We start from the raw sequence: 26,955 nt of genomic DNA, 5'->3' as shown, positions 1-26,955 counted from the left end.
TAAATTCAGACCTACGATATCGCCCGCGTCAACACCTCCTGCATATTTCCCACATAATGGAATTTCAATCCAGTGATGTAGTCCGCATTAATGTCTTCCACATGCCTACGGTTTTCCTTGCACAAGATGATTTCCTTCATGCCTGCACGTTTGGCCGCCAGGATTTTTTCCTTGATGCCACCTACGGGTAATACTTTGCCGCGCAAGGTGATTTCACCCGTCATGGCCAGGTAAGGCCGTACAGGTTTGCCTGTGAATACGGAAGCGAGTGCGGTCAGCATGGTCACACCGGCGGAGGGGCCGTCTTTGGGGATGGCGCCTTCGGGAATGTGTACGTGTACGTCGCTTTTTTCCAGTTTTTCGGTGTCCACACCCAGTTCATCTGCGTGGGCTTTGATGAAACTCATGGCGGTAGTCGCCGATTCTTTCATCACTTCACCCAGGTTGCCGGTGAGGATCATGCGACCGGTGCCTTTGCTTACGCTGGATTCCACAAAGAGGATTTCACCACCCATTTGGGTCCAGGCCAAGCCTACCGCAACGCCAGGTGAAGGCACTTCCTGGTACATTTCGGGTGAAAAAGGCGTAATGCCCAACACGCTGGCCACTTCGGCTTCGTCGATATTGGGATGAGGTGTTTCGTCCATGGCCACTTGTTTGGCGACGTGGCGCATCAAAGCGGCAATTTGCCGATTGAGCGAACGTACGCCCGACTCGCGGGTATATTCCTGCACGATTTTTTTCAGTGCTTTTTTGCCGATTTTAACCTGGCTGGCTTTGAGGCCATGCTCTTTCAACTGATCGGGAATCAGGTGGCGTTTGGCAATTTCCACCTTTTCTTCCATCGAGTAACCACCAATTTCGATGATTTCCATCCGGTCGAGCAGTGGCGCCTGGATGGTGCTCAGGCTATTGGCCGTGGCGATGAACAAGACCTTACTCAGGTCGTAGTCCACTTCCAGGTAATTGTCGTGAAAATGGTCGTTTTGAGAGGGGTCCAGTACTTCTAGCAATGCCGAGCTGGGGTCACCCCGAAAATCCCGGCCAACTTTATCGATCTCATCAAGCAAAAATACCGGATTGCCACTGCCCGCTTTTTTCATCGATTGGATGATGCGGCCAGGCAAGGCGCCGATGTAGGTTTTGCGGTGGCCACGGATTTCACTTTCGTCGTGTAAACCACCGAGTGACATTTGTACAAACTCCCGATCCAAGGCCGTAGCAATCGAGCGCCCCAAGGAGGTTTTACCCACCCCCGGAGGGCCAACCAAACACAAGATCGGCGCTTTCATGTCGCCCTTGAGCTTGAGTACGGCCAAGTGCTCAAGGATCCGTTCTTTGACTTTTTCGAGGCCAAAATGATCGTGGTCGAGCACTTTTTTTACCCGTCTAAGGTCAAAATTGTCTTCGGAGAACTGCTGCCAAGGCAAGTCCATCATCAATTCCAGGTAGTTCAACTGGATGGAGTACTCCGCGACCTGGGGGTTCATGCGGCGCAACTTGGTCAACTCCTTATCGAAGTGCTTCGCAGCGGCTTCGGTCCAGGCCTTACTTTTGGCGCGTGACTCCAGGGTATTGACTTCCTCTTCCTGGGGGTTTTGCCCCAACTCTTCCTGGATGGTTTTGAGCTGTTGGCTGAGGAAATAGTCGCGTTGTTGTTTTTCCAGATCGCCGCGTACGCGGGTTTCAATTTTATCTTTCAACTCCAACAATTGGAGTTGGGTACCCATTTCATGGATGACCAGGGATGCCTTTTGGCCCAAGTCGTCGTATTCCAGGATTTGCTGCTTCACCTCCACCTTGGAATTCATGTTGGAAGAGATGAAATTGAGCAAAAAAGAGTTGTCCTGAATGCTGCGCAGCATGGCGATGGCCTCCTGCGGAATGTTGGGCGAAAGCTCTACAATCCGTTGGGACAGATCCATGATGGTGGAAATCTGTGCTTCAAACTCCAGGGTATCGATGTTTTCTGGGTGCGACAATACCCGAATGGCCCCTTCCATAAAAGGACTCTCCTGAAGCATATTGCCCAACTCAAAACGTTTTTGTCCCCGCAGAATCGCAGTAGTCGTGCCATCGGGCATGCGCAGGATTTTGATGATCTGCGCAACCGTGCCAATTTTGTACAAATCTTCAGCACCAGGATTTTCCACCTTCACATCACGTTGGGACAAGACCCCGATTAATTTGCTGGACTCGTATGCTTCGTTGATGGCGCGAATGGATTTGTCGCGCCCAACTGTAATTGGAATGACTACCCCAGGAAATAGTACAGTATTTTTAAGTGCCAATATTGGCAAATTGCCAGGATATTGGTCGTCGGCAATGGTATCCTGTCCCTCGTCCATGGAAAGCATGGGGAGGAAATCACTGTCGTCGTCTAGTTCTCGGTTAACCAATAGCGCGTCGAACATAAGTTTGTTAAAGATGAAAGATGAAAGATAAGAGATGAGAGATGAAAGATAAGAGAGGAGAGCTGAAAGATGAAAGATGAAAGATGAGGGGAAAGCGATTGTCATCTCTTATCTCTCATCTTTCATCTCTTATTTCTCATCTCTCATCTTTCATCTCTCATCTTTCATTTCCCGTGACATTGTTTATACTTCTTTCCACTGCCACAAGGACAGGGGTCATTGCGCCCAATTTTGGGGTCGCGACGAATCGGTGATACTTTTTCGCGTGGCGCACTGGCCGATTCAGCAGCTTCGCGGCGGCGTGGCTCATCGTCGGAGCGGCTGGTTTGGGTGCGGGTTGTTTCCAGGGCGCGTTGTTCCCGAGCTTGCTCCAGGGTAGTGCCATCGGAGAACACCAGGGTACCTTTTGACAAATAACCTGTCACCAATTGATTCACTTCCATGAACATGTCCTGGAACAAATCGTAACCTTTGAGTTTGTATTCCACCAGTGGGTCTTTTTGGGCAAAAGACACGGCTTGTACGGACTCTTTCAGTTCGTCCATGTTGCGCAGGTGCTCCTTCCATTTCTCATCGATGATGGCCAGGGTCACGGTACGCTCGATGTCGCGGAGGATCGTTTTACCTTTAGATTCTACTGCATCTTGCAAATCAGCAGTGACCACGTAAGGGTGTGAACTACCATCCGTGAACGGAATTACGATGCGCTTGTAGATGTGGCCCTGATTGTGGTACACATCTTGAATTTGTGGCAACAACAGGTCGATTATCTGATCTGCTTTGTGGTGGTACGCATCGAAAAACTGGGTATAGAAGGTATTCACTACATCGTTGACGGGGGCATCGCGGAAGAACGCAGCATCAAGCTCAGGATCGATGCCCAATTGGCTGATGGCCTCACGGCGGAAGGTTTCAAAATTCCCTCCTTGGCGATGGATCAGCACCAGGTTTTCAATCATGGATTCAAAGCCGGTATTGAGGTCGACCGAAAGCCGCTCGCCATACAGGGCATTGTCGCGTTTTTTGTAGATGCTCTCCCGTTGTACGTTCATCACGTCGTCGTATTCCAACAAACGTTTCCGTACCCCGAAGTGGTTTTCTTCTACTTTTTTCTGCGCCCGTTCAATCGACTTGGTGACCATGCTGTGCTGGATCACGTCGCCTTCTTTGTGGCCCATGCGGTCCATCAAACCAGCGATGCGCTCGGATTGGAACAAACGCATGAGGTTGTCTTCCAAGGAAACGTAGAACTGAGAGGTACCTGGGTCTCCCTGACGTCCGGCACGACCACGCAACTGGCGGTCTACCCGACGAGATTCGTGGCGTTCGGTACCAATAATGGCCAAACCACCCGCAGCTTTTACCTCTGCCGAAATTTTGATGTCGGTACCCCGACCCGCCATGTTGGTGGCGATGGTCACTTTACCGGGGCGACCCGCTTCGGCTACAATTTCGGCTTCACGTTGGTGTTGCTTGGCGTTGAGCACGTTGTGGTCGATGTTGCGCATGCGCAAGAGGCGGCTTAGCTTTTCGGAAATGTCCACCGAAGTTGTACCGACCAGCACCGGGCGGCCAGCATTGCTGAGTTGGACAATTTCGTCGATGACTGCGTCGTATTTTTCTTTGGATGATTTGAACACCAAGTCGTCCATGTCCTTACGGGTCATCGGGCGATTGGTGGGAACAACTGTTACCTCCAATTTGTAAATGTCCCACAATTCTTTGGCTTCGGTTTCGGCTGTACCAGTCATACCAGCCAATTTGTGGTACATGCGGAAGAAGTTCTGGAGCGTAACGGTTGCGTACGTTTGGGTGATTTCGCCTACTTTTACGTTTTCCTTCGCTTCCAGAGCCTGGTGCAAACCATCGGAATACCGACGGCCTTCCATCATCCGACCCGTTTGTTCATCCACGATTTTCACCTCACCGTTCATCACCACGTAGTCTTCGTCGGCCTCAAAAATAGTGTAGGCTTTCAACAACTGGCTGATGGCGTGCAAACGGCGGGATTTGACCGCAAAATCCTGCGACAATTTGGTTTTGGCTTCCGCTTTTTCCTCTTTGGTCAGTTCGGTATTGCGGTCAATTTCCATCAACTCCGTTGCCAAATCGGGCAGGATATAAAAGTTTGGATCGGCACTACCCAGGGTCAGGTAGTCTACCCCTTTATCAGACAATTCAACCTGGCGGTTTTTTTCGTCGATTACAAAATACAACTCGGCATCCACCAAATGCATGTGTTTGGATTGCTCCTGCATGTAGTGGTTTTCGGTTTTTTGCAAATGGACTCTGGCCCCCTCTTCCCCCAGGAATTTGATCAAAGGACGTGATTTGGGCAATGCCCGGTAAGAACGCAAGAGCGCCATACCCGATTGGCCTTCCTCCACCCCAATTTTATTTTCGTTGTACAATTTACGCGCTTGGGCCAGGTAATCGGTGGCCAGTTTGCGCTGGATGTTGATCAGGCGTTCTACCGCAGGTTTGAGGTCTACATAGTCCTGGTCTTCGGTGGTATACCCAACGGGGCCAGAAATGATCAGTGGGGTACGCGCATCGTCGATCAATACGGAGTCCACCTCATCCACGATGGCGTAGTGGTGTTTGGCCTGTACTTTTTCTTCTACGGAGCGCACCATGTTGTCGCGCAGGTAGTCGAAACCAAATTCATTGTTGGTACCGAAGGTGATGTCGCACTGGTAGGCCGCGTTGCGGTCTTCGGAGTGTGGCTGGTATTTATCGATACAATCGACGGTCAGAAAAAGGAATTCGTAGAGCGGCCCTACCCATTCGGAGTCCCGTCGGGCCAGGTAGTCGTTGACCGTTACGATGTGTACACCTTGACCACCAATGCCGTTCAGGTACGCAGGCAAGGTTGCCACCAGGGTTTTACCTTCCCCCGTAGCCATTTCCGCAACTTTACCATCGTGGAGCACCATACCACCCACGAGCTGTACGTCGTAGTGCACCATGTCCCAGGTAATGTCCCCTCCGGCGGCAGTCCACTGGTTTTTCCAGGTAGCCTTTTCGCCTTCGATGCTGATGTAGCGTTTGCCTTTGGCGGCCAGGTTTCGGTCGTGATCGGTAGCCGTGACTTCGAGGGTAGGATTTTCCTTAAAACGACGGGCAGCCTCCCGACAAACGGCAAAAGCCTCGGGTAGTATTTCTTTCAGGACAAGCTCCAATTGTTTGTCCCGGTCCTTGATGGCTTCGTCTATTTCGTTAAAGAGTTGCTCTTTTTTAATGAGGTCTTCTGCGTCATGGGCTTCATTGCGAAGATTCTGAATTTCTTCATCGATGGCGCTCAATTGCTGCGCAATGTAGGCCCGGAACTCCAGGGTTTTGTTGCGCAACTCGTCATTGCTGATCTGACGGAGTTGCTCTCCAATCTGGTTGATTTGTTCCACAATGGGCGCAAGATTCTTCACATCCCGCTCGTGCTTTGTGCCACCGAGAATCTTGGTTAGTGCTTTTCCAATAGTGCCAAACATGTTGGGTAATTTGTACGTTAGGAGCTTTTAAACTAGAGCTTATATCAGCGCCAAGTAGCTCAAAATTCTCCCAAAGATACGGCGGATTAACGAATGATGGATGGCCAATAATACAAGTTGGTAACATCTGGACTAAAAAAGAAGCCTATTTTCCATGAATCATTTGATACAATTTTCGCTTTATCTTTAGGGGTGTTTTTTTTATGCCCAATTTTGTACCAAATTTGCACAAAAATAGAACCTAAGCCATTTTGGCAGAAATGCCATTTTTTTATTTACAAGAACGATACCATTATGGAAAGAAGTTTGTTTTCGGCCATTTTTCTGCTGCTTGGCAGTTTATTGTTCACTTGTACCCGCCAAAATGACACCATTGACATCCGCAATTATTACTTTCCGCTCAAAGAATTAGAGGAAGGCATGGTCTACGAATATGCGTTTGTAGGCAATGATTCCATTGCGCCGGATTACTGGTATTACCGCAGTTTGATCCAGGATGGGAAAAAATACCTGACCAGTACCCTGTATCGCGCGGGGGATTTAAGCCCGCAAATTCACGCACGGGAGGTGATGGTCAAAAATGGCATGTTGCTGGAGGAAATCACTTTTTACGAACAAGACACTACTGGCAAACCGGAACAATTGCTGGTGCCCGTAAAAATCGTGGCAGGCAATGTGTACCCCTTTTATGTAAACAATCCAGGGGGTATCTTTTTAACACGCCTGGAATGGACCTGGAAACAGGATACGCTGGATAAAACGGTATTGATCAAAAACCGGCGTTTTGGTGGAATCACCACGGTTGAAGTAGAAGGAAAAAAATACGATGCGGTGAAATTTGGAATGAAAGAAGCCATCGAAACCCATAAAAATGGCATCCTGGCGCCACCACCATATCCAGGCGATGAGACTTATGCGAAGGGGATTGGCCGAGTGCATTACCGAAAATTTGTGGGCAATGGGGTAATGGAATACAAATTGGCGAAGCGGTACCCGATGGCGGAATTGGAAAAGAAGTTTAAGGAAATGCAGTGAGGGGGCTAGGGGTTGCACTATGTTTTAAGTAGCACAAAGCGACATATTTTAAGCACAAAGGAAAAAAAGAGGACACCAAGGACACAAAGCAAAGCGTTGTCAACGTATAACTTTGTGCCCTTGGTGTCCTCTTTTTTTCCTTTGTGATAATTTTATCCGTTTTGGTTTTAAGTTGAAAATTTGGGATAATTCTTATTTTTAAAATACATTATCTTGACAGTCAAATACTTATCGCATGGGTCAACCAATCAGCAGATAATCATAATGTATCAGCGCTTTTTTTCCCTTTTGCCCCACATATTTCCGAGCAGTAGCTGAGCCATATTGTACCATCCCAATGCCCAGTTCTTCACTTCCGCAAAAAATAGCCACAATATCACCCCGTTCAAATTCCCCCTCGATGGCGGTAACGCCTACGGGAAGCAAGCTCGATACTCGTTCCTCAGCGCGTAGTGCCAAAGCAGCTCCCTCATTGATGATGATTTTACCCTTGGGCTCTGCCCCTTGATAAGCCAGGCGTTTTTTGAGGTTAGAAGTCTTTTTTTGGCTGGGAAAAAGGGTGTATTCTCCAGTTTGTTGCCAAATGTCGTGCAGAATCTGGTCTTTTTTACCGTTGGCAATGATGGTGTGCACCCCTAGCACGGCAGCTTTGCGGGCAATCCGGTACTTGGTATTCATGCCTCCACGCCCAAAAGAGGAGGTAGAAGGCAGGATAAAACGTTGGAATTGTGCATCGTTAGGATCAATTTCCCGAATCAGGTGGCTATTCGGGTCATTGGGATGCCCATCGTAAATACCCGCCACATTGCTCAGGATCACCAAGGCGTCGGCATTCACGGCTGCGGCCACCAGACCGGCCAGTTCGTCGTTGTCAGTGAACATCAATTCGGTGACAGCTACCGCATCGTTTTCATTGATGATGGGGACAATTTCGTCGCGGAGTAATCCTTGCAAACATGCCTTCATGTTGAGGTAATGCTCGCGGTCGCGAAAATCTTCTTTGGTGACGAGCAGTTGGGCGATGTGAGTGCCCTTATCCTCAAACAGTTGCTGGTAGATTTGCATCAAGCGGGGCTGCCCCACTGAAGCCCAAACCTGGCGGCGCAATACGGGGTTGACATGGCTCAACTGAGGCAAGGCAGAACGGCCCATTGCTACTGCTCCCGAAGAAATCAAAATGACTTCAGCCCCTTGGCTGCGCAGCCAGTCAACCTGTTCTACCAAATGAGCGATGCGTTGTTGATCGGGCCGACTTTGTTCGTCGGTCAGCACATTGGAACCAATTTTTACCACAATCCGGTGGTAGTGGGTGTTTGTCATGTTTTTCCCAATTGCTGGTCTTATTTAGCGGGTGCGCAAAGATACGTAACGTGGGTGAAATAAGTGGCTTTTCTTGTACATCACGGGGTCTATTGGATGAACAAGTGTCCGCAAGCCAACGCTTGCATATCGACATTGAGGGTACCTTTGCCCCATTCATTCACCCAAAATAAATATCATCTCAACATGAAGTATCTACTGTGGAGTTGTCTGCTCCTGATGTCCTTATCCGCTCATGCCCAAAGTGAATTACCAACCAAAGCGGAAGACATTTCGCCCTTGCTCATCGGAGAAATGGTTCCAGAAGCACAAATTGCTCAATTGGATGGCCATAGCACTTCGTTAAGTAGTGTGCTAAGCGACAAAAAAACCGTGCTCATTTTTTATCGTGGCGGTTGGTGTCCTTATTGTAATGCCCATTTGAGCGAATTGCAAAAAATTGAGGGAAAGCTAAAAGAAATGGGTTACCAGATTGTAGCCGTTAGTCCGGATGCACCAGAAAAACTCAATGAAACCGACCAAAAGCATGATTTGAGTTATCAGTTGTACTCTGATTCTAAAGGGGAATTGATGAGCAAAATGGGCATTGCTTTTCAAGCACCTGAACGATACCAGAAAATGTTGTTGAGTGCTTCTGGTGACGAAAATAAGGGGTGGTTACCTGTACCCGCTGTATTCATCATCAATGATAAAAAGGAAATTGTATTTGAGTACATCAGTCCTGATTTCAAACACCGCATAAATGGAGACCTTTTGTTGGCCGCAGCAAGTAACTTATAGTAACAAACAATAGAATAGACAGGGAAACAGGTATTTAGGCTTGCAGAATTTTTTCCGGCTGAAGTACCTGTTTTTCTTTTGAAGCTTTAATTAAACGAATGGAAAAAGTAGTGCCTTTGCCCTCTTCGGAGCGTTTTACAAAAATTTTACCCGAATGGTATTCCTCCACGATGCGTTTGGACAAGGATAAGCCCAGGCCCCAACCGCGTTTCTTGGTGGTGAAGCCGGGTTGAAAGACAGTTTTGAACCTGGAGCTCGGAATCCCCTTCCCCGAATCGGTCACATCTATGTTCACCACATGATCTTCCTCGGTAACATCCACTTGAATGCTGCCCTGGCCATCCATGGCATCGAGGGCATTGCGCAGCAGGTTTTCGATTACCCAATCAAACAAGGGTGGATTGAGGCGTACGTTGAGGGGCGAACTATCTGGGTCTGGGAAATTGAATTGTACTTTGCGCGAAGCCCGGCGTTGCATATAGACCCGGCATTTTTCCAGTTCAGTATAAATATTGACAGGCTCCAAAGAGGGAATGGAGCCAATTTTAGAAAAACGTTCGGCAATGAGTTCCAGGCGGCCAACATCGGTACGGAGTTCGTCCACAATTTCGATGACTTCTTCGTCTTCTTCCCGAATGGCGCGCAGGTTTTCCAACCAGGCCACAATGCCCGAGATGGGTGTACCCAACTGGTGGGCAGTTTCTTTGGCCATGCCAACCCACACCCGGTTTTGTTCACTGCGGCGGGCGGAGCTGAAGTTAACGTAGCCCAAGGCGACAAACGCGGCAATCAGGATCAATTGGATCAATGGGAAATAGCGCAGTTGGCGCAGCAGGGTAGATTCCTGGTAAAATATTTTATTGCCTGTTGTATTACTAACAATAGGTTCAAATCCACTTTTTTGGAGTTTTTGGATGACCTCTTGCAGGTATTTTTTATCCGCGTCCCGTTCTTCTCCAAAATTGATGGCATCTACAATCTGCAGTCTTTCATCCGTAATGATGACTGGAATGGTCGTATTGCCCTGTAAAATTTGTAGTTGGAGACTTACATCTTCGAACTCCTTATCCGAGTTCAATTGATCCTGGGCCAATACAAAATTTTCCACCCGGTATTGCTCCCCTTCCGCCAATTGTTTTGACAAATAAGTGGTATAAAATATCGAGATCAGCAGGATGAACACCCCAGTTCCTGCCATGTAAATTTTCCACCGCGATTTTCGGCTATATATGTCCATAAACCTTTTATCGTTTCCAAAAATATCCTACTCGTGCTACTGCATTTTCGCGAACGTTGCTGTAAAAGAGGTTAAAATCCCCGATGTGGTAGTTCGGATTGTTGTACAGGAAGCTACCTGGGAACTTCGGTTTGTTGACCCACAACACACCATCGTGCACCTGGGCATCACATACTTTTGGGATTACTTTGTTGAAACTGCGTAGTACTGCACCCTTGTTCAATTCGCGGGCCGCATAGAGGGTATCACTTGACCAGTTTAACGGATTTGTACTCACAATATTGTTTCCCGGCTGGTGTAAATCGGGGTAATGCCCCTTGAGGTAGGTACGCCAGGAACAAAAACAGCCCGTTTGCTCGGGACGGTCACAGGGGGGGATGTTTTCCAACAAATCCCGTTTGACGGGCATGCCCACCAGATAGGCCACCACCAGGCGGTTGCGCAGGTTGGTGGTGTCAAAAAACTCTTTCAACAAACGTTGAGTATGAGTCGTGCCCTGGCTATGCGAAGCAATGATGATTGGGCGACCCTGATTGTAATGATCGAGGTAATATTGAAAGGCATTGCGTACGTCAGAATAGGCCAGGTCAAAGATGCGTTTTTGCATGTCGCGCTCCTGCAACCAATAAGCGCCGATATGTGCTTGCCGATACCGGGGCGCATACACCCGCCCCACGCCATTGAAAATGCTGGCCTGAAACCGAATGGCGCTTTCGTCTACCTTTTTGTTCATTTTGGCGTCCTGTACATCGGCATTCCAGGGATCGGTCTGTTCGCGCTCCTGGGTATAAATGGTGGGATGAACAAAAAATACGTCTACTTCCCCATCTTTCTGGCGGTCCTCCATACCTTTGGGAAAGACATCGGCGGCATCTACCCGATCGGGCAAAGCAGCCCAGCTACCCTCCTGAGCATAATCGGGCGCAGCCGGTACCCCACTGGCAGACGAGGCCACCATTGTCTCCTTGGGGGTAGAACAAGCTATCGCGAGGAGACTTATGGCTAGACCAAAAATTTGGGTTGTTTTCATGGAACACGCTTTTTCCTTATTGGAAAGTAAACTAGGAATTTTGACATTAAATTTGAAGCATGTGATAAAAAATAAACAAAACTCGCTTCTCAGCTAACCTTTTATGGCAAAAAAACTGTTTCCCTTTGTAATTTTACCCTTTGGGGCGATAAAAAAATAAGCGCTCATTTTGCCAAAGGATTAGATAAGAAAACGCTTAATTTCAAGTTTCTTATCTAATCCTTTGGCTCAAGAAAAATGAGCACTTATTTTTGCCCAACTAATTCCGTTCACCAACCCGATACAACCTTGGCTACAGATCAACCCAAAAATAAGTTCAATTTTTACCTCCTGCGGCGGGTAATGGCACAGGCCAAGCCCTACCAAAACGTGCTGATCGCCTCGGCCATTATGGCCATTGTATTGGCTCCACTGGGCACCATGCGCCCTTGGTTGGTGCAGGTCATGGTGGACGAACACATCTTTAAACTCGACATTGAGGGACTGGGCTTTATGGCCTTCATTTTCCTGGTTTCTTTGTTGCTCCACGCCTTTTTGCAATACGTTTTTCAATACGCAACCAGTTGGCTGGGGCAATGTGTGGTGCGCGATTTGCGTGTGGGCATTTTCAAACACATCACCAGTTTGCGCCTGCGTTATTTCGATCGTACCCCCGTCGGGAACTCTATCACCCGCACCATCAGCGACATGGAAACCATCAATACAGTGTTTTCGCAGGGGGTGATTACCATGATTGCCGATATTTTGACCCTGGTAGTCGTGCTGGGCATTATGTTTTACACCAGTTGGAAATTGACGCTGGCTTGTTTGTTGACCCTGCCTTTTTTGGTGGCGACGAGTTATTATTTTCAAAAAAACGTCAAAAAATCCTTCCAGGACGTACGCACGCAGGTGTCGCGTATGAACTCGTTTTTGCAGGAACGCATCACGGGGATGCGCATCGTGCAAATTTTTAACGCTGAACAACAGGAAGCTGAGAAATTCCGTGAAGTCAATCGCGATTATACCAAGGCCAACCTCGATGCGGTATTTTATTACGCCGTGTTTTATGCCGTAGTGGAAATCATTGCTGCGGCAACCCTGGGCCTGATGATCTGGTGGGGCGCAAGGGGCGCGATCGCCGATGAAGTGACCATGGGCGCCCTGGTCGCGTTCCCGATTTACCTCAATATGCTTTTCAACCCCATCCGAACCCTGGCCGATCGTTTCAATACCCTGCAAATGGGTTTGGTGGCCGCCGAGCGGGTTTTCGCCTTGCTGGACGATCCCGAGAATCTGGAACAAAACGGGAGCCATAAGCCCGCTGAACTACAAGGCGAAGTTGATTTTGAAAAAGTATGGTTTGCCTACAACGAGGAAGAATATGTGCTGAAAGATGTGAGTTTTCACATCAATCCCGGCGAAACGTTGGCCATTGTGGGCGCAACGGGCTCGGGTAAGTCTACGATCATCAACATCCTCAATCGTTTTTACGAAATACAAAAAGGTGCCATCAAAGTGGATGGGGTCGATATTCGAGAGTACGACTTGTATTCCCTGCGCCGCCGGGTGGCGCTGGTTTTGCAGGACGTGTTTTTGTTTGCCGGAACGGTTCTGGAAAACGTCACCCTGCGCGACGACAGCATCAGCCGCGAACAGGTGATTGAAGCCGCCAAAATGATCGGTGCCCACGAATTCATCGAAAAATTGCCCGGTGGTTACGACTATCAGGTAATGGAACGAGGTGCTACGCTCTCCATGGGGCAACGGCAATTGATTTCCTTTGTGCGGGCGCTGGTGTTCAATCCTGACATCCTGATTTTGGACGAGGCCACTTCATCCATCGATCCTGAAACGGAAGGGGTAATCCAGTTTGCCATCGAAACGATGATCGCCAAACGTACTTCGATCATCATTGCGCACCGCTTGTCCACGATTCGTCATGCGGACAATATTCTGGTCCTACACAAAGGAGAAGTGCAGGAATACGGGCCACACGAGGAGTTGCTGCGCAATGAAAACGGGCATTACAAGCAGCTGTATGAGATGCAGTTTTTGCAGGTGGCGGCGGTGGAGGAGTAGTAGTTATTTCTTCAAATGCCGATCCAAAAACTCAAAAGTCGCCTCATAGGCTTTTACCCAACTGCGCTGAAGCAAAAAACTGTGCACCTCATCCGGAAATATCAACTGCTCAAAAGGCACTTTCCGCTGGCGCAAAACCTTGATCATGTCTTCCGTTTCACTAAAAATGACGTTGCGGTCATCATCGCCGTGGATGAACAAAACCGGGCTTTTCCAACCCGCCGTGTAGAACATCGGCGACGATTCATAGGCTTTTTTGGCGATGTCGGGGTGTTTCAAAGGATCGTAGCTTGGGTTGAAAGTTGGAATGACCTTGTTCCAGTTGTGCACCCCGTGGATGTCTACTCCAGCCGCAAACAAATCGCTGCGCCGCGCCAGGCCATGCGCCGTGAGATACCCACCGTAACTGCCACCCCAAAGGCCAATGCGTTTGAGGTCAACATCGGCGCGGGTTTTCAAGTATTCTCCTGCGCCAATCAGGTCATAAACTTCACTCGCGCCCGTTCTTCCATAATTGAGCGCTTCGCGAAAATCGAGGCCATAACCGATTCCACTGCGAAAATTCAGGGCAATCACCACGTAGCCTTTTAGCGCAAAATACTGGTTCAGGGCATAGGCATTGGAGTAATATTGGCTGTAGTTAAAGCCCAATAACATTTGCCTGCGGCTGCCACCGTGTAAAAAAATGACCGCGGGGTGTTTCTCTCCGGGCCGATGATTGGGCGGTAAAAACAGCTGGGCGGGTATACTCATCCCGTCGGTGGCTTTGATGCTGATCTGTTGTGGTTGCACCAGATCGGTAGGATAATCTGAAATGGAAAAAGCAGTTGCTAAGTCCTTAAAACCATCATTGGTGTACAAAGCGGGCCAAGCGGGTTTGCTTGCCGAAGCATGTAAAAGCGCCAAACCCTCCGCGCTGGGCACCGGGCTCCACTCTATGCCTTCCCCTTTGGTGATTTGTTCTGCTTGAGTGGTATTGATGTCTACTTTCCAGATGTGGCGGCGGTTGAAGTCGCCAATGTTGCAACTGTAATAAAGGGTTTGGCCATCGGGCGCAAGGGTCACATTTTCCACCTCGCCTACCCCGGGAGTCAGCAGTTTGGCTCTCTTTTTATCAATGTCCAAGGCGTACAAATGAACCCAGCCGTCTTTTTCCCAGGGAAAAATGAGTTGTTGTCCCTTGGCCCATAGCAGCTTATTGTCCATTGCCGGAAGGTCGCCCACCAGTACGGAGCCCTTGCCTTCATCCGCTTTCCAAATTTCTTTGGTTTCGCCCGTTTGGACATTGAGTAAACGAATGCTCCACGGAAACCCAGTCCGGCGGGGGGCAAAAATAAACTCGTCGGCTTGAATCGGATTGCGGATATACGCTAGCCACTCGCCATCGGGGCTCCATACGGGGTCTTGGTTTTTATCCGCCGAAGGATCGGGAAAACTGACACTTTTTGCCACTAGCTCATAAATGCCAATGAAAGAGTGATCGCCACGGCTATTGACAAAAGCCAGTTTGCTCCCAGCTGGGTTCCAGCGCAGGGAGCCTACTCCTCCTCTGACTTTGAACAACACTTGAGGCTTGACCATGGTGTCCACTAGAGACGCGAGCCAAACTTGCCCAGCATTCAGGTACGCCACACTGCGGCCGTCTGGCGCAATTTTGAAAGCATACCCCGCAGCAATTTTGCGAAAATCCCGCCCATGTTCCAGGTCAGTTATGTACAAAAAACGGCCAGTTTCCATTTGTAACTGGGCAGGATTGGCTGCGTAACCCTGGGTATTGGGGGTATTCCCGCGTGCAAAAACGACGTGTTTTCCCGAGGGGGTGAAGCTGAGTTCAGAGATGTCAATGCCATTGTCGCGTTCTTCAAAGCCAGTAATGCGTGCTGTATTCTTGAAATCAACACCCTCGGCAGAGTATACATTGCGGCTGCCGTTGTCATTCATTACCCAGGCCACATTTTTGCCATCTGCACTAGCCGTCAAGTTGCTGGGGAAAGGTTGGGCCAGCAGTAACTTGATACTGGGTTGGGCTAAGAGTCCATTGGCAAGCAACAATAGCGAAAATAGGAGCAGTTTTTTCATCCGGTTTATTTTGGTTTGGCATTTTTAATGTCGCTGAGCAATTTACGCAATTCCTGTACCTTCTCTGGATACAGCGCATACAAATCCTTTGTTTCTCCAACGTCTTCTGCCAGATTGTACAACTGTCCAGTTGGGCCTCCCGCTTTGGGCTCCACATTCCTTGGCTCAGTAAAACCGCCTGACCCCAAACCTTCGATCAATTTCCAATCCCCTTGGCGAATCGCAAAATAGCCAATGGAAGAACTGTGTACCACCGCAGCTTGCCGGGCCACTTGGGTGCTTTTGCCCAACAGCACCGGAAGGATACTGTAGCTGTCTTCCACCTTGTAACGCGCGTCTTTCACCTTGAGCATTTCGGCACAAGTGGCCAGCAAATTGGTCAAGGTGGTCGTAGCATTGCTGATGCTTCCGGCTTTTACCTTGCCGGGCCAACGAACGATGAAAGGAATCCGGTGCCCTCCTTCAAAAGCGTCACCTTTCATGCCGCGATACGGGCCAGCTGCTTTGTGGTTGAACTGCTTGACAAAATTTTCACGCCAGTAGGGGCCATTGTCACTGGTAAAAACAACGAGGGTATTGTCAGAAAGACCCATGCTGTCCAGGGTATGGAGCACTTGTCCTACTGCCGCATCAACTTGTTGTAAAAAATCGCCGTATTCCCCCGCTTTGGATTTCCCACGGTAACCGGGAGTAGGTACCCAGGGGGTATGTGGAGCGGCCAATGGCAGGTATAGGAAAAAAGGTTTTTGTCTGGATTGTCGTTTTAAAAAATCATTGGCTTTGTCAACAAAACGGGGCAATACCCCATAAAAGTCAAAGGAAGGCGACTTTTTTCCGGCCCGCCAAAACGGTCCTGTATACCCAGTTTCGAGTTTATTGCCATCGGTGTAAGCGGTCGGTAATTCGGTCAGTTGCTGGTTTTCTAGGTAGCAGTAAGGCGGCATGTCCAATGAAGCGGGTAGCACATAAGAGTAGTTAAACCCAACCGTTTGAGGGCCTTGACTGGCTTTTTGATCGAAATCGATTTGCTCGGGAAGCATCTCCGTTTTGATGCCGTAGTTTTGCTTTTGGAGCGAATCCTGATGGGCGACTTGTGGCACCCAATCCAGCCCCAAATGCCATTTTCCCACCACAGCGGTTTCGTAGCCCTTACTTTTCAACAAAGAAGCAACAGTCGGACGCTCTGCTTCGATCAGCGTGCGGCTATACCCGCGCAATACACCTACAGGCAGGCGACTGCGCCAGGGGTAGCGCCCGGTGAGGATGCCGTAACGCGTAGGCGTACAAACGCTAGAGGGCGAATGCGCGTCGGTGAACCGCATGCCTTGGGTCGCCAATTTGTCGATATTGGGTGTCGGAACAGCTCCGTCAGGGTTGTAAATCGATACATCGCCGTAGCCCAGGTCATCGGCCAGGATGTAGACGATGTTGGGGGATATTTTTTTCTGCAATGGCTGCTTTAAGCCTAATAGAGCAAGGGCGACGAGTGGGCCACCTAGGAAAAAAAGGTATTTGAATGAAGGGTGCATGTTGAAAAAGGTTGAAAAAGGTTGAGGAAGGTTGAGATGGTTGAGGGAGGTTGAGGCTGCCGAAGCGACATGGCCTCCGAGTGTAGCCGAGGTGTAGGTCGCTGCGGCAGCCTCAACCTTCTCAACCTCACTCAACCTTCCTCAACCAATGAATCACAGTTTAATCGCCCATTCTGGCCGCAGCTTCCGGCCCAAAAGTGCATTTGCCTCTTTGTCTTTTTTGAAACTCTCCTTTTTCGGGTTCCATTTGAGCGGTCGTTTCAATTCGTAGGCGATGTTGGCGATGTTGCACACCGAGGCGGTTCGGTGCCCGATTTCCACGTCACAAACGGGCTTGCTGCGCTTGCGCATGGCCTCCAGGAAATCCTTGTAGTGGTTTTCACTTTTGTAGACGTGTTTTTCGGTTTCGCCGATGACCCTAGTGGCCAGTTCCGCGGGAGTCGTTTCAATTTTGCGGCGTTGTACCTTTATTTCGCCCGTGCTGCCGATGAAGTGGATGGCGTTGCTCCATTCCCATTTTTCGTGGGTCATGGTGATGCCGTTGGCGTAACGGAAGGTCAGGTTTTTGTATTCCGCACCGTCGGGAGGGATCACTTCCACTGGGCCGCTGTTGTCCATATCGAGAGCCCATTGCACGATGTCGAACATGTGGGCGCCCCAGTCGGTGACCATGCCGCCACCGAATTCTTTGTACAAACGCCAGTTCGGGAATACATCTTTGCTGAGGGGCGGGGCCAGTTCTGAGTTGAAGGCCACGGGTTCATTTGGCCCTAACCAGTAATCCCAATTCAGTCCATTGGGAATGGGTTCGGCGGCCAGGTTGTACTTCACTGGAGGCGTCCCCACATTGACTTTGATGTGTTTGATCTCGCCGATGTAGCCGTTGCGCACCAGTTCGGCGGCTTGGCGGAATTCCGGCCAGGAGCGCTGCATACTTCCCGTTTGGAAGACCCGGTCGTATTTCCGGGCAGCGTCGACCATGGCTCTACCTTCCTTAACCGTAAGCGCCAATGGTTTTTCGCAGTAGATGTCCTTGCCTGCTTCGGCGGCCTTGACGGCTTGTACCGCGTGCCAATGGTCGGGAGTAGCGATGATGACCGCATCAATGTCCTTGAGGGTCAACAATTCCCGAAAATCGGTGTACAACGCGATGTCGGAATACTGGCCGTATTGGGTGTTTTTTTCGTAATAGGCTTTGGTCCGTTCCATCATTTGTTGGGCCTTAGCCTGGTATACCTCACTGATGGCGGCAATGCGAGCTTCACCCGTGCCGATGAAGGAAGTTGCCAAACCTTTGCCTTGTTTGCCCGTACCAATCAGGCCAAAATTGATCATGTCGCTGGGGGGCAAATAGCGGGTGCCCTTGGGGCTGGTACCACCGAGCACAAAGCGGGGTACGATCATGAAGCCTGCTGCGGCTTTGGCGCTGTTGCCCAAAAAATTGCGCCGGGAGACGGATGTAGGTTTTTTGTTGGTCATATTTGTGGTTTTGGATCTGCTGAAGGTAAAAAACTGGTGTAAGTTAAAGTAAAGAATGGTTCGATTATTCTATCCTCAATCACTATTTTGAAGTTCTGTAAGAATTGTTGCTACTCAGTGTTTTACTCGTATTACCCCTCACTAAGCCAAGGCTTTTGCGTTATATTGTGGCGTAATCCCCTTGCTCAAAATTTGAGACCACATCCCTAAACAGTTATTTTTTAATCCATCATTTCCTCGCTATGTTTTTATCCATCCCAGCAGATTCCGATTTTTCCATCCATAACCTGCCCTTTGGCATCTTCTCCACCCAGGATCGGTCTCCACGGGTTGGCGTCGCCATTGGGGATGCCATACTGGATTTGTACGCGTTGGCTGAGCTAGGACTATTTCCTGAGATTGATCCCCAGGTTTTTCAGCAAAAAACGCTGAACGATTTGATTGCCCTGGGCAAAAAAACGACCTCCGCTCTCCGCCTCGACTTGCAACGTTGGCTCCAGGAAGACCTTCCATTGCTACGCGAAAACCCCACCGCATTCGTTCCTCAGGCTGAGGCGACAATGCACTTGCCCATTGAAATTGGCGACTACACCGATTTTTATTCCAGCATCGAACATGCCACGAATGTGGGGAAAATGTTCCGTGATCCAGCTAACGCCCTTTTGCCCAATTGGCGACACATCCCGGTGGGCTACCACGGGCGAGCCTCTTCGGTGGTGGTCAGCGGCACTCCCGTGCAACGCCCTTGTGGGCAGGTGAAGGGCAAAGACGATCTGTTGCCCCATTTTCAAGCCTCGGCGCGGCTGGATTTTGAACTGGAAACCGGCTTTATCATTGGCAAAACTACGGCCATGGGGCAACGCATCGGCACTGCTGAAGCTGGCGAATACATCTTTGGCAAAGTGTTGCTCAACGATTGGTCGGCCCGCGACATCCAAGCTTGGGAATACGTGCCTCTAGGCCCATTTTTGGCCAAAAACTTTGCTACCTCTATCTCGCCCTGGGTGGTGACGATGGCGGCACTGGAACCTTTCCGGATAGCTGGCCCAGTACAAGAACCCGCTGTATTGCCCTATCTGGTTTATGAGGGTCTGCAAAACTACGACCTGAACTTGTTCGTTGAACTCCAAACCAGCCAAGGCAGCAGCACCGAAATTTGCCGCTCCAACTTCAGATACATGTACTGGAACATGGCTCAGCAACTGGCTCACCATACCGTCAATGGCTGTAATGTACGCATTGGTGACCTGATGGGTTCGGGTACCATTAGTGGGCCAAGCCCAGACTCGTACGGTTCTATGCTGGAACTGGCCTGGTCGGGTACCCAGCCGATTCGACTTGAGGATGGCAGTACGCGCAGCTTTCTGGAAGATGGAGACACCGTGACGATGCGGGGCTATGGGCTGAAGGATGGGGTACGGGTTGGATTTGGTGCGGTCCGAGGGCAGATTTTGCCCGCGATATGTTAAGTACATCACCAAGCACTAATGCATAATTTATGATCTTTGCCGAAAATCTGTACAACTCCAAAAAATTGCATTTATGTCCATCAAAACCATCGACCCAAACAGCATCAGTATACCCGAATTGCAAGGCTACCTCCAAGCTGCAGTTGCGCCACGGCCCATCGCTTTTGCCAGTACTTTGGACAAAGAAGGGCAAGTCAACCTCAGTCCCTTCAGCTTTTTCAACATGTTCAGCACCAATCCACCCATTCTGGTGTTTTCGCCTTCGCGGCGGGCACGGGTCAATACCACCAAACATACGCTGGACAACGTGCTGGAAGTTGCCGAGGTGTGCATAAGTGTGGTCAATTACCCGATGGTGGAACAAATGTCGCTGGCCAGTACCGAGTATGAAAAGGGCGTGAACGAGTTCGTCAAAGCGGGTTTTACACAGGTGCCTTCAACCTTGATCCAGCCGCCGCGGGTAGGGGAGGCTCCAGTATCTTTTGAATGTAAAGTGTTGCAAGTTATTCCCATGGGTACCGAAGGGGGCGCGGGCAATCTGGTCATTTGTCAGGTGTTGCTCATCCACGTGCAGGAGCAATACCTGGATGAAAATGGCCGATTGGATACCACCAAACTCGACCTCGTGGCACGAATGGGCGGCAATTGGTACTCGCGGGCCAGTGGCGATGCGCTTTTTGAAATCCCCAAACCACTCCTGACCAAAGGCATTGGTGTGGATGCCCTGCCCGCGTCGATTCGCAATAGCACGGTGCTAACTGGCAATAACCTGGGTCGCTTGGGCAATATCGAAACCTTTCCTACCACTGAAGAAATAGCCGCTTTGCGCGCATACGCCGAAGTTCAAACCGCCTTACAACAAGGCTCCAAAGCCCTGCACCAATTGGCCAAAACCTGGATCGAAGCAGGCAAAACCGAAGAAGCGCTAAAAATTTTATTGCTGGAAGCTTGATCAGTGTTAGATTTGCCCAAATTTTTGGACACCATGAAGAACAAGATAGCAGTGGTTACCGGGGCGAACTCCGGTCTGGGATTTGAAACGGCCAAGGCCCTGGCAACGCAGGGTGCCCGAGTCATTATGCTCAGCCGCAGCGCCGACAAAGGCCAGGAAGCACTGGATAAAATATTCACTGCCACCCAAAACGATCAATTGGAGTTGTTGACCGTGGATTTGGCCTCACAAGCTTCGATTCGGGAAACGGGTAAACTCATTTTGGACAAATACCCCGTCATTGATACGCTGGTGAACAATGCGGGCACCTGGATTTCACAACATTCCCTCACCGAGGATGGCGTAGAGACCATGTTTGCCGTGAATCACCTGGCCTACGTGCTGATGAGCCATGTGCTGTACCCCGCAATTCGCAAGGCCGAGGATGGCCGGATCGTGTGTGTGGCTTCGGATTCCCACTTTCAGTTCAAGGTCAATTACGCCGATCTGAACCTGACGAACAAATACCACGGCTTACGCGCCTATGCCCAATCCAAGGGGGCGAATGTGATGTTTGTGTCTGAGTTGCACCAGCGCAAGCCAGATGCGAATGTGTCAAGTTATGCCATCCAGCCGGGTTTGGTGAAGACGGATATCGGCGTCAAGCGCACCAATTGGTTGCATGCTTTGGCCTGGAAAATCCGGCGCAGCAGCGGAGTAAGCCCAGCAGAAGGGGCGCTTTGCCAAATCTTTTGTGCAAGCTCGCCAGAGGCAAAGGGGCAAAGTGGTTTGTATTGGGACAAGTGCAAACCGAAACTGTCGGCGAAGTATACTTACATTGAGGAGGATCGGGCGCAGTTGTGGGAGCAATGCCTGGAGATGTGTAAAATCGATTCGTTCTTTTAGATTACCTTTCTTAGGTGTGTCTTAAGTGTCTAAGGTTTCTTAGGTGGTGAAATAATACCTTGCCCTGCTGCGCAGGGCTTTTTTTTACCACCTAAGAAACCTTAGACACTTAAGAGGCACCTAAGAGATTTCAGCTTCAGGGGCGCATTTTACCCAACCAATTCAGCGTTTCCTCCGCGATCTTCGGATTAAAATTCCCCTTCGTATACTGCTGCGTTTTGAAGTTTTGATACGTTCACCGCACCATCAAATCCCGCAACAAGGCCACCGCCGTCGTCCGGCTATTCACATCCAGTTTAAAATAAGCATTGTTGATGTGTTTTTTCAAGGTATTCATGGCGATGTACAAGTCATCGGCGATTTGTTGGTTGGTTTTGCCCGCATAAAGTAGGCGAACCACGTCAAACTCACGTTCGGTCAAGGGGGCCAGGAGGTGCCCATTGAGTTTGTCGAGCATCAGTTTGGGTACGTGGCGATTGGCCTGGGTGGCATGATTGGCCAGGGCAATTTCTATGGTAGCATAAAGGGTTTGTTCATTAAAAGGTTTGACGATGAAACCCGAGGGATTGGTCTTTTTGGCGCGTTCCAGGGTCTCCTTATCCGAGTAGGAGGTGAGGAATACGAAGGGGATGAACAAATTTTTATTGATGTGTTCCGCCAATTGAATGCCGTCGCGTTCACTCTCCAGATTGATGTCGAGGATGGCAAAATCTGGCGGCTGCCGACGCAGTTGAAACAGCGCCTCTTCGGGGTCGTAGGCGATGCCCGATACCTCAAAATTGTTGTTGCGCAGGTACATCGCAATGTTGCGGGCAATCAAGGGTTCATCTTCAACGATCAGGACTTTGATGGCGGTCATGGCTTAAGTGGTGGTTTTGAACTTGGTGATCAGCAATTGTACATCGGTGCCTGGACTACCGTTGATGTTCAGGCGGGCACGGAGTTTTTGGGCCATGGCCTGGATGACCTCGTAGCCGAAAGAGTTGGTGTTTTCGGGGTCAAAATCGGGGGGTATCCCTACGCCATCGTCTTTGACCTGCAACAACAATTCCTGGTTGTTTTTTTTCAAAACCACCCAAATACTGCCCTGCTCCCGATTTTTAAACGCGTATTTCAAGGCATTGCTGATCAACTCGTTCAGGATCATGCCCAGAGGGATGGCGGTGTCGGTGTGCAGTTTGAGTGATTCGATTTGGGTGTGCAACTGGATTTTATCCGCATTGATGTTGTAGGTTTTGAACAAGTGATCGGAGAGAATCTGGATGTACTCGTTCATATTGACGCTGTTCACCGCTTCGTCTTGATACAGGTTTTGGTGGATAAAAGCCATCGCCTGCACCCGCAAAATTGCCTCTTTGATGACTCCTTTGGCGCTGCTGTCTTGTACGGATTGCGACTGCAAATCCAGCATGCTGGAAATGACTTGCAGGTTGTTTTTTACCCGGTGGTGGATTTCGCGGTTCAATACCGCCAATTCCTCCGACTGCTTTTGGATGATGGAGTTGTTCTTGTGCTGCTTGCGGTATTGCAGGTAAATGACCCCGCCCAGCAGGAACATCGCACTGAGCCCCAGGAAGAGGAAGTTGCGGTTGCGGCGTTCATCGTTGAGCAATTTTTGCTTCAAGGTATTCTCTCTACTGAGCGATTGGCTGAGTTCCTTTTCTTTGTTGAGTTGGATTTCGCGGAGCTGCGACTGGTTTTCGAGCACGGCAAAGAGCCGCTTTTGCGAAGCCAAGGAAGAGTCCATCAAGATGCTTTCACGCAAAAGGGCCAAACGGGCCTGTTTTTCTTTGCTCAACTGACTTTCTTTCAGGCGGTTGCTCAGGTTCAAGGATTCAATCTCCTTCTCCCGCAGGGCTGCTCCTGCCGCTTCACGGATTTCAGCGCTGATGCGTTCAACGTTTTCGGTACGGAACACATCTTTGTAGCGATCCATCCAGACAATGGCGTCGAAGGCAGCGGCATAATCCCCGTTGTTTTTATGGATCTCGGCCATTTGGCTCAAGGCATCCACGGCGAGTTCCGGGTTTTGGGAGCCTCGCAGCAAGACTTTAGCAGAATCTACATAGCCTTTGGCGCAGGTTTTGTCTTTTTTAGCCAAACAAAGATTGGCCATTGCCGACAGCAATTTGATGGAACTGCTGGGGTTGTTTTGTTTGGCTACCAAAGCTTCAGCGTTTTTTAAGGCCTGCTCGGCTTCCCCAATATTACCCAAAAAAGTCAAAATCACCACATCCTGAATGGCGGTGCTAGTTTCAGCGGCCCAATCCTTCCCCGCGAGTTGTTGCGCTTCACGATTATGCGAAAGCGCCAACTCGTAGTTTTTATCTGAAAAATACAACTTCGACAACATCAGGTGGCATTGCAGCCTACCCTTGGTATCATTGAGCCGATCTTTTACGCTGAGTGCCCGGGTATAATTCGCAATGGCTTGGGCAGAATAGCCAAAATTGAAGTTGATGTTGGCCAAACTTTCGAGGCAATCCCCCACCAGTTCTTGTTGCCCGGTTTTGCGCAGCAAGGTAATGGCATCGCGGTAATGCTCGGCGGATTGGCGAAAGTAGGTGCGGGCGGAGTACAGGTCGCCAATTTGTTTGAGCAAACGCCCCAGGCGGTATTCGTCGTTTTGGTGTTCCAGTAGGGGTTTGGCCCGGTCAAAACTTTTTAAGGCATTGACGTAATCGCGCTTTTGCAAAAAGGCCTGGCCTGCTTCGATCCAATTATCGGCCCGATCCTTTGGTGGCGTTGCGTTCGAGTTGACTTGAGCAAAGGTCAAATCAAGCTGGATGAACCAATAAAGACAGAGCAGGATTCGCAACATGTTGCAGGTTTGAGTACAAAATTATCAGGATTAGTGGCTTGGCGGCTGGTACTTAGGGGTTATTTTGCAACCATTCCTTAGTTATTGGGTTCTGAAAACGTGCTGCCCTGACTGTACATTTTTGAGGATAAAAAATCCATTTTGTGGGGCAACAGCCACTTTTTTACCATCCACAAACAACGCTGGGTGCTGCGGATCATGGGGCATGTAAACCATGGCCACCGTACCGCCTGGGATGATGACCTCCAGCAGGTTTTGCTTCGCTTTTTTTTCATAAACTACCGACACCAGCCCTTTGATCGTAGGCGTTTTTAATCGAGCAAAAGTGAGTCTACCCAGCTGCGGCTTGATTTGAAAGGTATCAAAACCAGGGCTCAGTGGCGCTACGCCCATGAGTTTGCGCACAATGGTGTTGGCGGGGGTTGCACCCCAAGCGTGGTTCAAGTCGAGGTTGGGTTTGTACACCATGTCCCAGGCTTCCATGGAGATGGTCGAGCCACTGCGGATCATGTTGTACCAGCTCCGTTGGGTGGTCGCAGTGAGCAATTCCAGCGCATAATCGCCATAAGCACCCTCGTATAAAGCATCCATCAAAAACTGGGCGCCATACACGCTACAAGCCATGCGCCGACTCTTGATGAACTGCAGTACTTTTTCCTGATCGGCAGCCGGTACCAGGCCAAAAGCCAAAGCATACATATTGGCGTGCAGGGAGCTATGGCTGGTGCTATCGCCATCTTTGATCAACCCTGTGGCAGGGTCGCGGAAGGTCATTTGAAAAGCCTGATAAACCTGTTGCGCTTTGCTTTGGTACTGTTGGGCATCCGTTGGTTTTTGCAGCAGGCGCGCCATTTTTTCCATCAACAACAAACTGTGGTAGTAATAGGCGTTGACTACGGCGTTGTAAGGATTGTACACAAAGCCATCGGTTTCTCCCGGGTGCTCTTTTTCTGGCCCGATGTAATTACCCGTTTGGGGCCAGTCCACATTGTCGTGCAAACCGCGGCGACCGTCAAAAGTTTTGGTGATGTGAATGGATTGTAAAAAGGCATCGCTTTGCAAATTGGTGCGGGTACTGATGAGGCCATTGAGGCCAGCCAAAGCCTGGAGGGTTTTGTGTTGCAGGTCGGGGTAGTACTTTTGGATGGCGCCTACATCACCCGTGTAGAGGTAATCGTACCAGGCAATCAGGATGTTTTGCAAGCTCCATTCGGTGGGCCAGGTGGGATGAAAAATCAGGTAATCTAAACTCCGGCGAGCCATGCTGTATTCGGCATCCACGGCGTAATGGGAGAGCTGGTTGATGAGCGCGTCGGCTTCGTAGGGGATTCTTTCACGGTCGCCATCCACGTAGTAGCCCGTAAAACTGGTGGCTTTGATAGAATATTTGCACAAGTCCCAGACCTGATTCAGGATGGTGTCGCTGGAATGGAAGGAAGCCGCATTTTCATCAAAAGGATAAAAAACGATCTTGCGCTGCACCGATTCCAGGCTGAGTTCACCCGCAAAATTTTCAATGGACACATACCGAAAAGGGTACACTTCGCCAATGTAACTGGGCATTTGCACAGGATTGCGGCTGTCGCGCCGGGGATTTGGAGGCCAGGTGATGCGGTAATCGAATGTGCCTTTTTGCACCAGCAGGGGGAGTCTGAGGTAGCGGATGTTGCGCCCGGGATTTTTGTGTACCACCTGCGGTGCTTGCAGCAATTCCCCCACTTCGATCCAGACCGTGTCGGTTTTTTCACTGCTCAGTTTTAGTTGCAATTGCGCCAGGGCGTCTTTGCCAAAATCGAGGAAATAACTTCCAGCTGCTCTTTTGACCAGCGCCACGGGCTTTTGGATTTCCGCCGCGAGGGGCTGATGGGAAAAAACTTCCGCTGGATCGGGAGGACTGTAATAAAACGCAGTGGGCACCGAAAAGGAGCTGACTTGATTTTTTTGATCCCAAACCTGTACTTTCCAATGATAAACCTTGCCTGGAATCAGTGCCTTGCCCGCATAAGTGGCCTGCTGTTGGCCGGATTTTACTTTTTTTGAATCCCAATAATCTGCCTGATTTTGTTGGAGCAATTGAAGGGAAGAAGCTACTAAAATCCGGTAGGCGCTGGCTCGGCGGATGGCGGTGTCGAGTGCCCAGTTGAATTGGGGCTGGGGGCTAAAAATGCGGGCAAATTGGTAAGTTTCCGCTCGTTGGCTAGCCGTTTCGAGGGAGACGGTTACGGGCAGTCCGTTTTGCCGCACCTGATCGGTATGGCGCAGCAGGTCACAGCGCAAATCCAGGGGTGCAGGGCGGATTTGGGCGTAGGTAGGACAAATCATCCCTACCAAGACCAGGAGTTGCCAAATTGTAGAAGTAAACCGATAGTTGTGCAT

17 protein-coding genes are annotated in these 26,955 nt (G+C 49.8%); 6 read left to right on the top strand and 11 right to left on the bottom strand.

What is annotated here, in order from left to right:
• Positions 1-11 precede the first annotated feature (11 nt).
• The gene (lon, locus tag ACEW9O_RS28720; RefSeq protein ID WP_373553682.1) at positions 12-2,414 is read right to left on the bottom strand and encodes an endopeptidase La; all 2,403 of its coding nucleotides are present in this window, start codon (positions 2,412-2,414) and stop codon (positions 12-14) included.
• 164 nt (positions 2,415-2,578) lie between these two features.
• Positions 2,579-5,902, bottom strand: a complete 3,324-nt coding sequence (gene secA, locus ACEW9O_RS28715; RefSeq protein ID WP_373553681.1) for a preprotein translocase subunit SecA — start codon at positions 5,900-5,902, stop codon at positions 2,579-2,581.
• Positions 5,903-6,196: 294 nt separating this feature from the next.
• Between secA and ACEW9O_RS28710 the strand changes: the two genes are divergently transcribed.
• Complete coding sequence (locus ACEW9O_RS28710; protein WP_373553680.1) at positions 6,197-6,937, top strand: hypothetical protein; 741 nt, start codon at positions 6,197-6,199, stop codon at positions 6,935-6,937.
• A 240-nt stretch (positions 6,938-7,177) separates the two neighbouring features.
• On the opposite strand, the gene proB is transcribed toward ACEW9O_RS28710, so the two are convergent.
• A complete protein-coding gene (gene proB / locus ACEW9O_RS28705) occupies positions 7,178-8,257 on the bottom strand; it encodes a glutamate 5-kinase (protein WP_373553679.1) in 1,080 nt (359 codons plus the stop codon).
• Positions 8,258-8,443: 186 nt separating this feature from the next.
• Between proB and ACEW9O_RS28700 the strand changes: the two genes are divergently transcribed.
• Positions 8,444-9,037: a peroxiredoxin-like family protein gene (locus tag ACEW9O_RS28700; protein ID WP_373553678.1), complete on the top strand. Its 594-nt coding sequence runs from the start codon at positions 8,444-8,446 to the stop codon at positions 9,035-9,037.
• A gap of 34 nt (positions 9,038-9,071) precedes the next feature.
• Here the strand turns inward: ACEW9O_RS28700 and ACEW9O_RS28695 are convergent, their stop codons facing one another.
• Together ACEW9O_RS28695 and ACEW9O_RS28690 are read right to left on the bottom strand one after the other, a co-directional pair.
• Positions 9,072-10,235 (bottom strand): PAS domain-containing sensor histidine kinase, encoded by a 1,164-nt coding sequence (locus ACEW9O_RS28695; protein ID WP_373553677.1) that lies wholly within the window; start codon positions 10,233-10,235, stop codon positions 9,072-9,074.
• 46 nt (positions 10,236-10,281) lie between these two features.
• Positions 10,282-11,304, bottom strand: a complete 1,023-nt coding sequence (locus ACEW9O_RS28690) for a DUF3089 domain-containing protein (RefSeq protein ID WP_373553676.1) — start codon at positions 11,302-11,304, stop codon at positions 10,282-10,284.
• Positions 11,305-11,646: 342 nt separating this feature from the next.
• Here ACEW9O_RS28690 and ACEW9O_RS28685 point away from each other — a divergent pair, with 342 nt between their 5' ends.
• On the top strand, positions 11,647-13,365 hold the full coding sequence (locus ACEW9O_RS28685; RefSeq protein ID WP_373553694.1) for an ABC transporter ATP-binding protein: 1,719 nt from the start codon (positions 11,647-11,649) through the stop codon (positions 13,363-13,365).
• A 3-nt stretch (positions 13,366-13,368) separates the two neighbouring features.
• Here ACEW9O_RS28685 and ACEW9O_RS28680 read toward each other — a convergent pair whose 3' ends face one another.
• The 3 genes from ACEW9O_RS28680 to ACEW9O_RS28670 all read right to left on the bottom strand — a co-directional run bounded on the left by ACEW9O_RS28680 (position 13,369) and on the right by ACEW9O_RS28670 (position 18,452).
• Positions 13,369-15,444: a prolyl oligopeptidase family serine peptidase gene (locus tag ACEW9O_RS28680; protein ID WP_373553675.1), complete on the bottom strand. Its 2,076-nt coding sequence runs from the start codon at positions 15,442-15,444 to the stop codon at positions 13,369-13,371.
• Positions 15,445-15,449: 5 nt separating this feature from the next.
• Positions 15,450-16,973: an arylsulfatase gene (locus ACEW9O_RS28675; protein ID WP_373553674.1), complete on the bottom strand. Its 1,524-nt coding sequence runs from the start codon at positions 16,971-16,973 to the stop codon at positions 15,450-15,452.
• A gap of 153 nt (positions 16,974-17,126) precedes the next feature.
• Positions 17,127-18,452 carry a Gfo/Idh/MocA family protein gene (locus ACEW9O_RS28670; RefSeq protein WP_373553673.1) on the bottom strand — a complete coding sequence of 442 codons (1,326 nt, stop codon included), beginning with the start codon at positions 18,450-18,452 and terminating at the stop codon, positions 17,127-17,129.
• A 242-nt stretch (positions 18,453-18,694) separates the two neighbouring features.
• On the opposite strand from ACEW9O_RS28670, the gene fahA reads away from it, so the two are divergent.
• From fahA to ACEW9O_RS28655, 3 genes are all read left to right on the top strand, one after another.
• Positions 18,695-19,921 (top strand): fumarylacetoacetase, encoded by a 1,227-nt coding sequence (fahA, locus tag ACEW9O_RS28665; protein ID WP_373553672.1) that lies wholly within the window; start codon positions 18,695-18,697, stop codon positions 19,919-19,921.
• Positions 19,922-19,994: 73 nt separating this feature from the next.
• Positions 19,995-20,873, top strand: coding sequence for a flavin reductase family protein (locus ACEW9O_RS28660; RefSeq protein WP_373553671.1), 879 nt, complete (start codon positions 19,995-19,997; stop codon positions 20,871-20,873).
• 33 nt (positions 20,874-20,906) lie between these two features.
• Positions 20,907-21,758, top strand: coding sequence for an SDR family oxidoreductase (locus tag ACEW9O_RS28655; protein ID WP_373553670.1), 852 nt, complete (start codon positions 20,907-20,909; stop codon positions 21,756-21,758).
• Positions 21,759-21,993: 235 nt separating this feature from the next.
• Here ACEW9O_RS28655 and ACEW9O_RS28650 read toward each other — a convergent pair whose 3' ends face one another.
• The 3 genes from ACEW9O_RS28650 to ACEW9O_RS28640 all read right to left on the bottom strand — a co-directional run bounded on the left by ACEW9O_RS28650 (position 21,994) and on the right by ACEW9O_RS28640 (position 26,955).
• Complete coding sequence (locus ACEW9O_RS28650) at positions 21,994-22,617, bottom strand: response regulator transcription factor (protein WP_373553669.1); 624 nt, start codon at positions 22,615-22,617, stop codon at positions 21,994-21,996.
• Between the two features lie 3 nt (positions 22,618-22,620).
• Positions 22,621-24,579, bottom strand: coding sequence for a histidine kinase dimerization/phosphoacceptor domain -containing protein (locus ACEW9O_RS28645; protein WP_373553668.1), 1,959 nt, complete (start codon positions 24,577-24,579; stop codon positions 22,621-22,623).
• A gap of 81 nt (positions 24,580-24,660) precedes the next feature.
• Positions 24,661-26,955: an alpha-L-rhamnosidase C-terminal domain-containing protein gene (locus ACEW9O_RS28640; protein WP_373553667.1), complete on the bottom strand. Its 2,295-nt coding sequence runs from the start codon at positions 26,953-26,955 to the stop codon at positions 24,661-24,663.

This window comes from Haliscomenobacter sp. (assembly GCF_041740695.1).
Taxonomy (GTDB): Bacteria; Bacteroidota; Bacteroidia; order Chitinophagales; family Saprospiraceae; genus Haliscomenobacter.
This window is presented reverse-complemented; position numbering and strand designations above follow the sequence as displayed.

Excerpts from the sequence above, each read along its gene's own strand:
- lon (WP_373553682.1), bottom strand. The coding sequence starts at position 2,414 with ATGTTCGACGCGCTATTGGTTAACCGAGAACTAGACGACGACAGTGAT.
- secA (WP_373553681.1), bottom strand. The coding sequence starts at position 5,902 with ATGTTTGGCACTATTGGAAAAGCACTAACCAAGATTCTCGGTGGCACA.
- ACEW9O_RS28710 (WP_373553680.1), top strand. The coding sequence starts at position 6,197 with ATGGAAAGAAGTTTGTTTTCGGCCATTTTTCTGCTGCTTGGCAGTTTA.
- proB (WP_373553679.1), bottom strand. The coding sequence starts at position 8,257 with ATGACAAACACCCACTACCACCGGATTGTGGTAAAAATTGGTTCCAAT.
- ACEW9O_RS28700 (WP_373553678.1), top strand. The coding sequence starts at position 8,444 with ATGAAGTATCTACTGTGGAGTTGTCTGCTCCTGATGTCCTTATCCGCT.
- ACEW9O_RS28695 (WP_373553677.1), bottom strand. The coding sequence starts at position 10,235 with ATGGCAGGAACTGGGGTGTTCATCCTGCTGATCTCGATATTTTATACC.
- ACEW9O_RS28690 (WP_373553676.1), bottom strand. The coding sequence starts at position 11,304 with ATGAAAACAACCCAAATTTTTGGTCTAGCCATAAGTCTCCTCGCGATA.
- ACEW9O_RS28685 (WP_373553694.1), top strand. The coding sequence starts at position 11,647 with ATGGCACAGGCCAAGCCCTACCAAAACGTGCTGATCGCCTCGGCCATT.
- ACEW9O_RS28680 (WP_373553675.1), bottom strand. The coding sequence starts at position 15,444 with ATGAAAAAACTGCTCCTATTTTCGCTATTGTTGCTTGCCAATGGACTC.
- ACEW9O_RS28675 (WP_373553674.1), bottom strand. The coding sequence starts at position 16,973 with ATGCACCCTTCATTCAAATACCTTTTTTTCCTAGGTGGCCCACTCGTC.
- ACEW9O_RS28670 (WP_373553673.1), bottom strand. The coding sequence starts at position 18,452 with ATGACCAACAAAAAACCTACATCCGTCTCCCGGCGCAATTTTTTGGGC.
- fahA (WP_373553672.1), top strand. The coding sequence starts at position 18,695 with ATGTTTTTATCCATCCCAGCAGATTCCGATTTTTCCATCCATAACCTG.
- ACEW9O_RS28660 (WP_373553671.1), top strand. The coding sequence starts at position 19,995 with ATGTCCATCAAAACCATCGACCCAAACAGCATCAGTATACCCGAATTG.
- ACEW9O_RS28655 (WP_373553670.1), top strand. The coding sequence starts at position 20,907 with ATGAAGAACAAGATAGCAGTGGTTACCGGGGCGAACTCCGGTCTGGGA.
- ACEW9O_RS28650 (WP_373553669.1), bottom strand. The coding sequence starts at position 22,617 with ATGACCGCCATCAAAGTCCTGATCGTTGAAGATGAACCCTTGATTGCC.
- ACEW9O_RS28645 (WP_373553668.1), bottom strand. The coding sequence starts at position 24,579 with ATGTTGCGAATCCTGCTCTGTCTTTATTGGTTCATCCAGCTTGATTTG.
- ACEW9O_RS28640 (WP_373553667.1), bottom strand. The coding sequence starts at position 26,955 with ATGCACAACTATCGGTTTACTTCTACAATTTGGCAACTCCTGGTCTTG.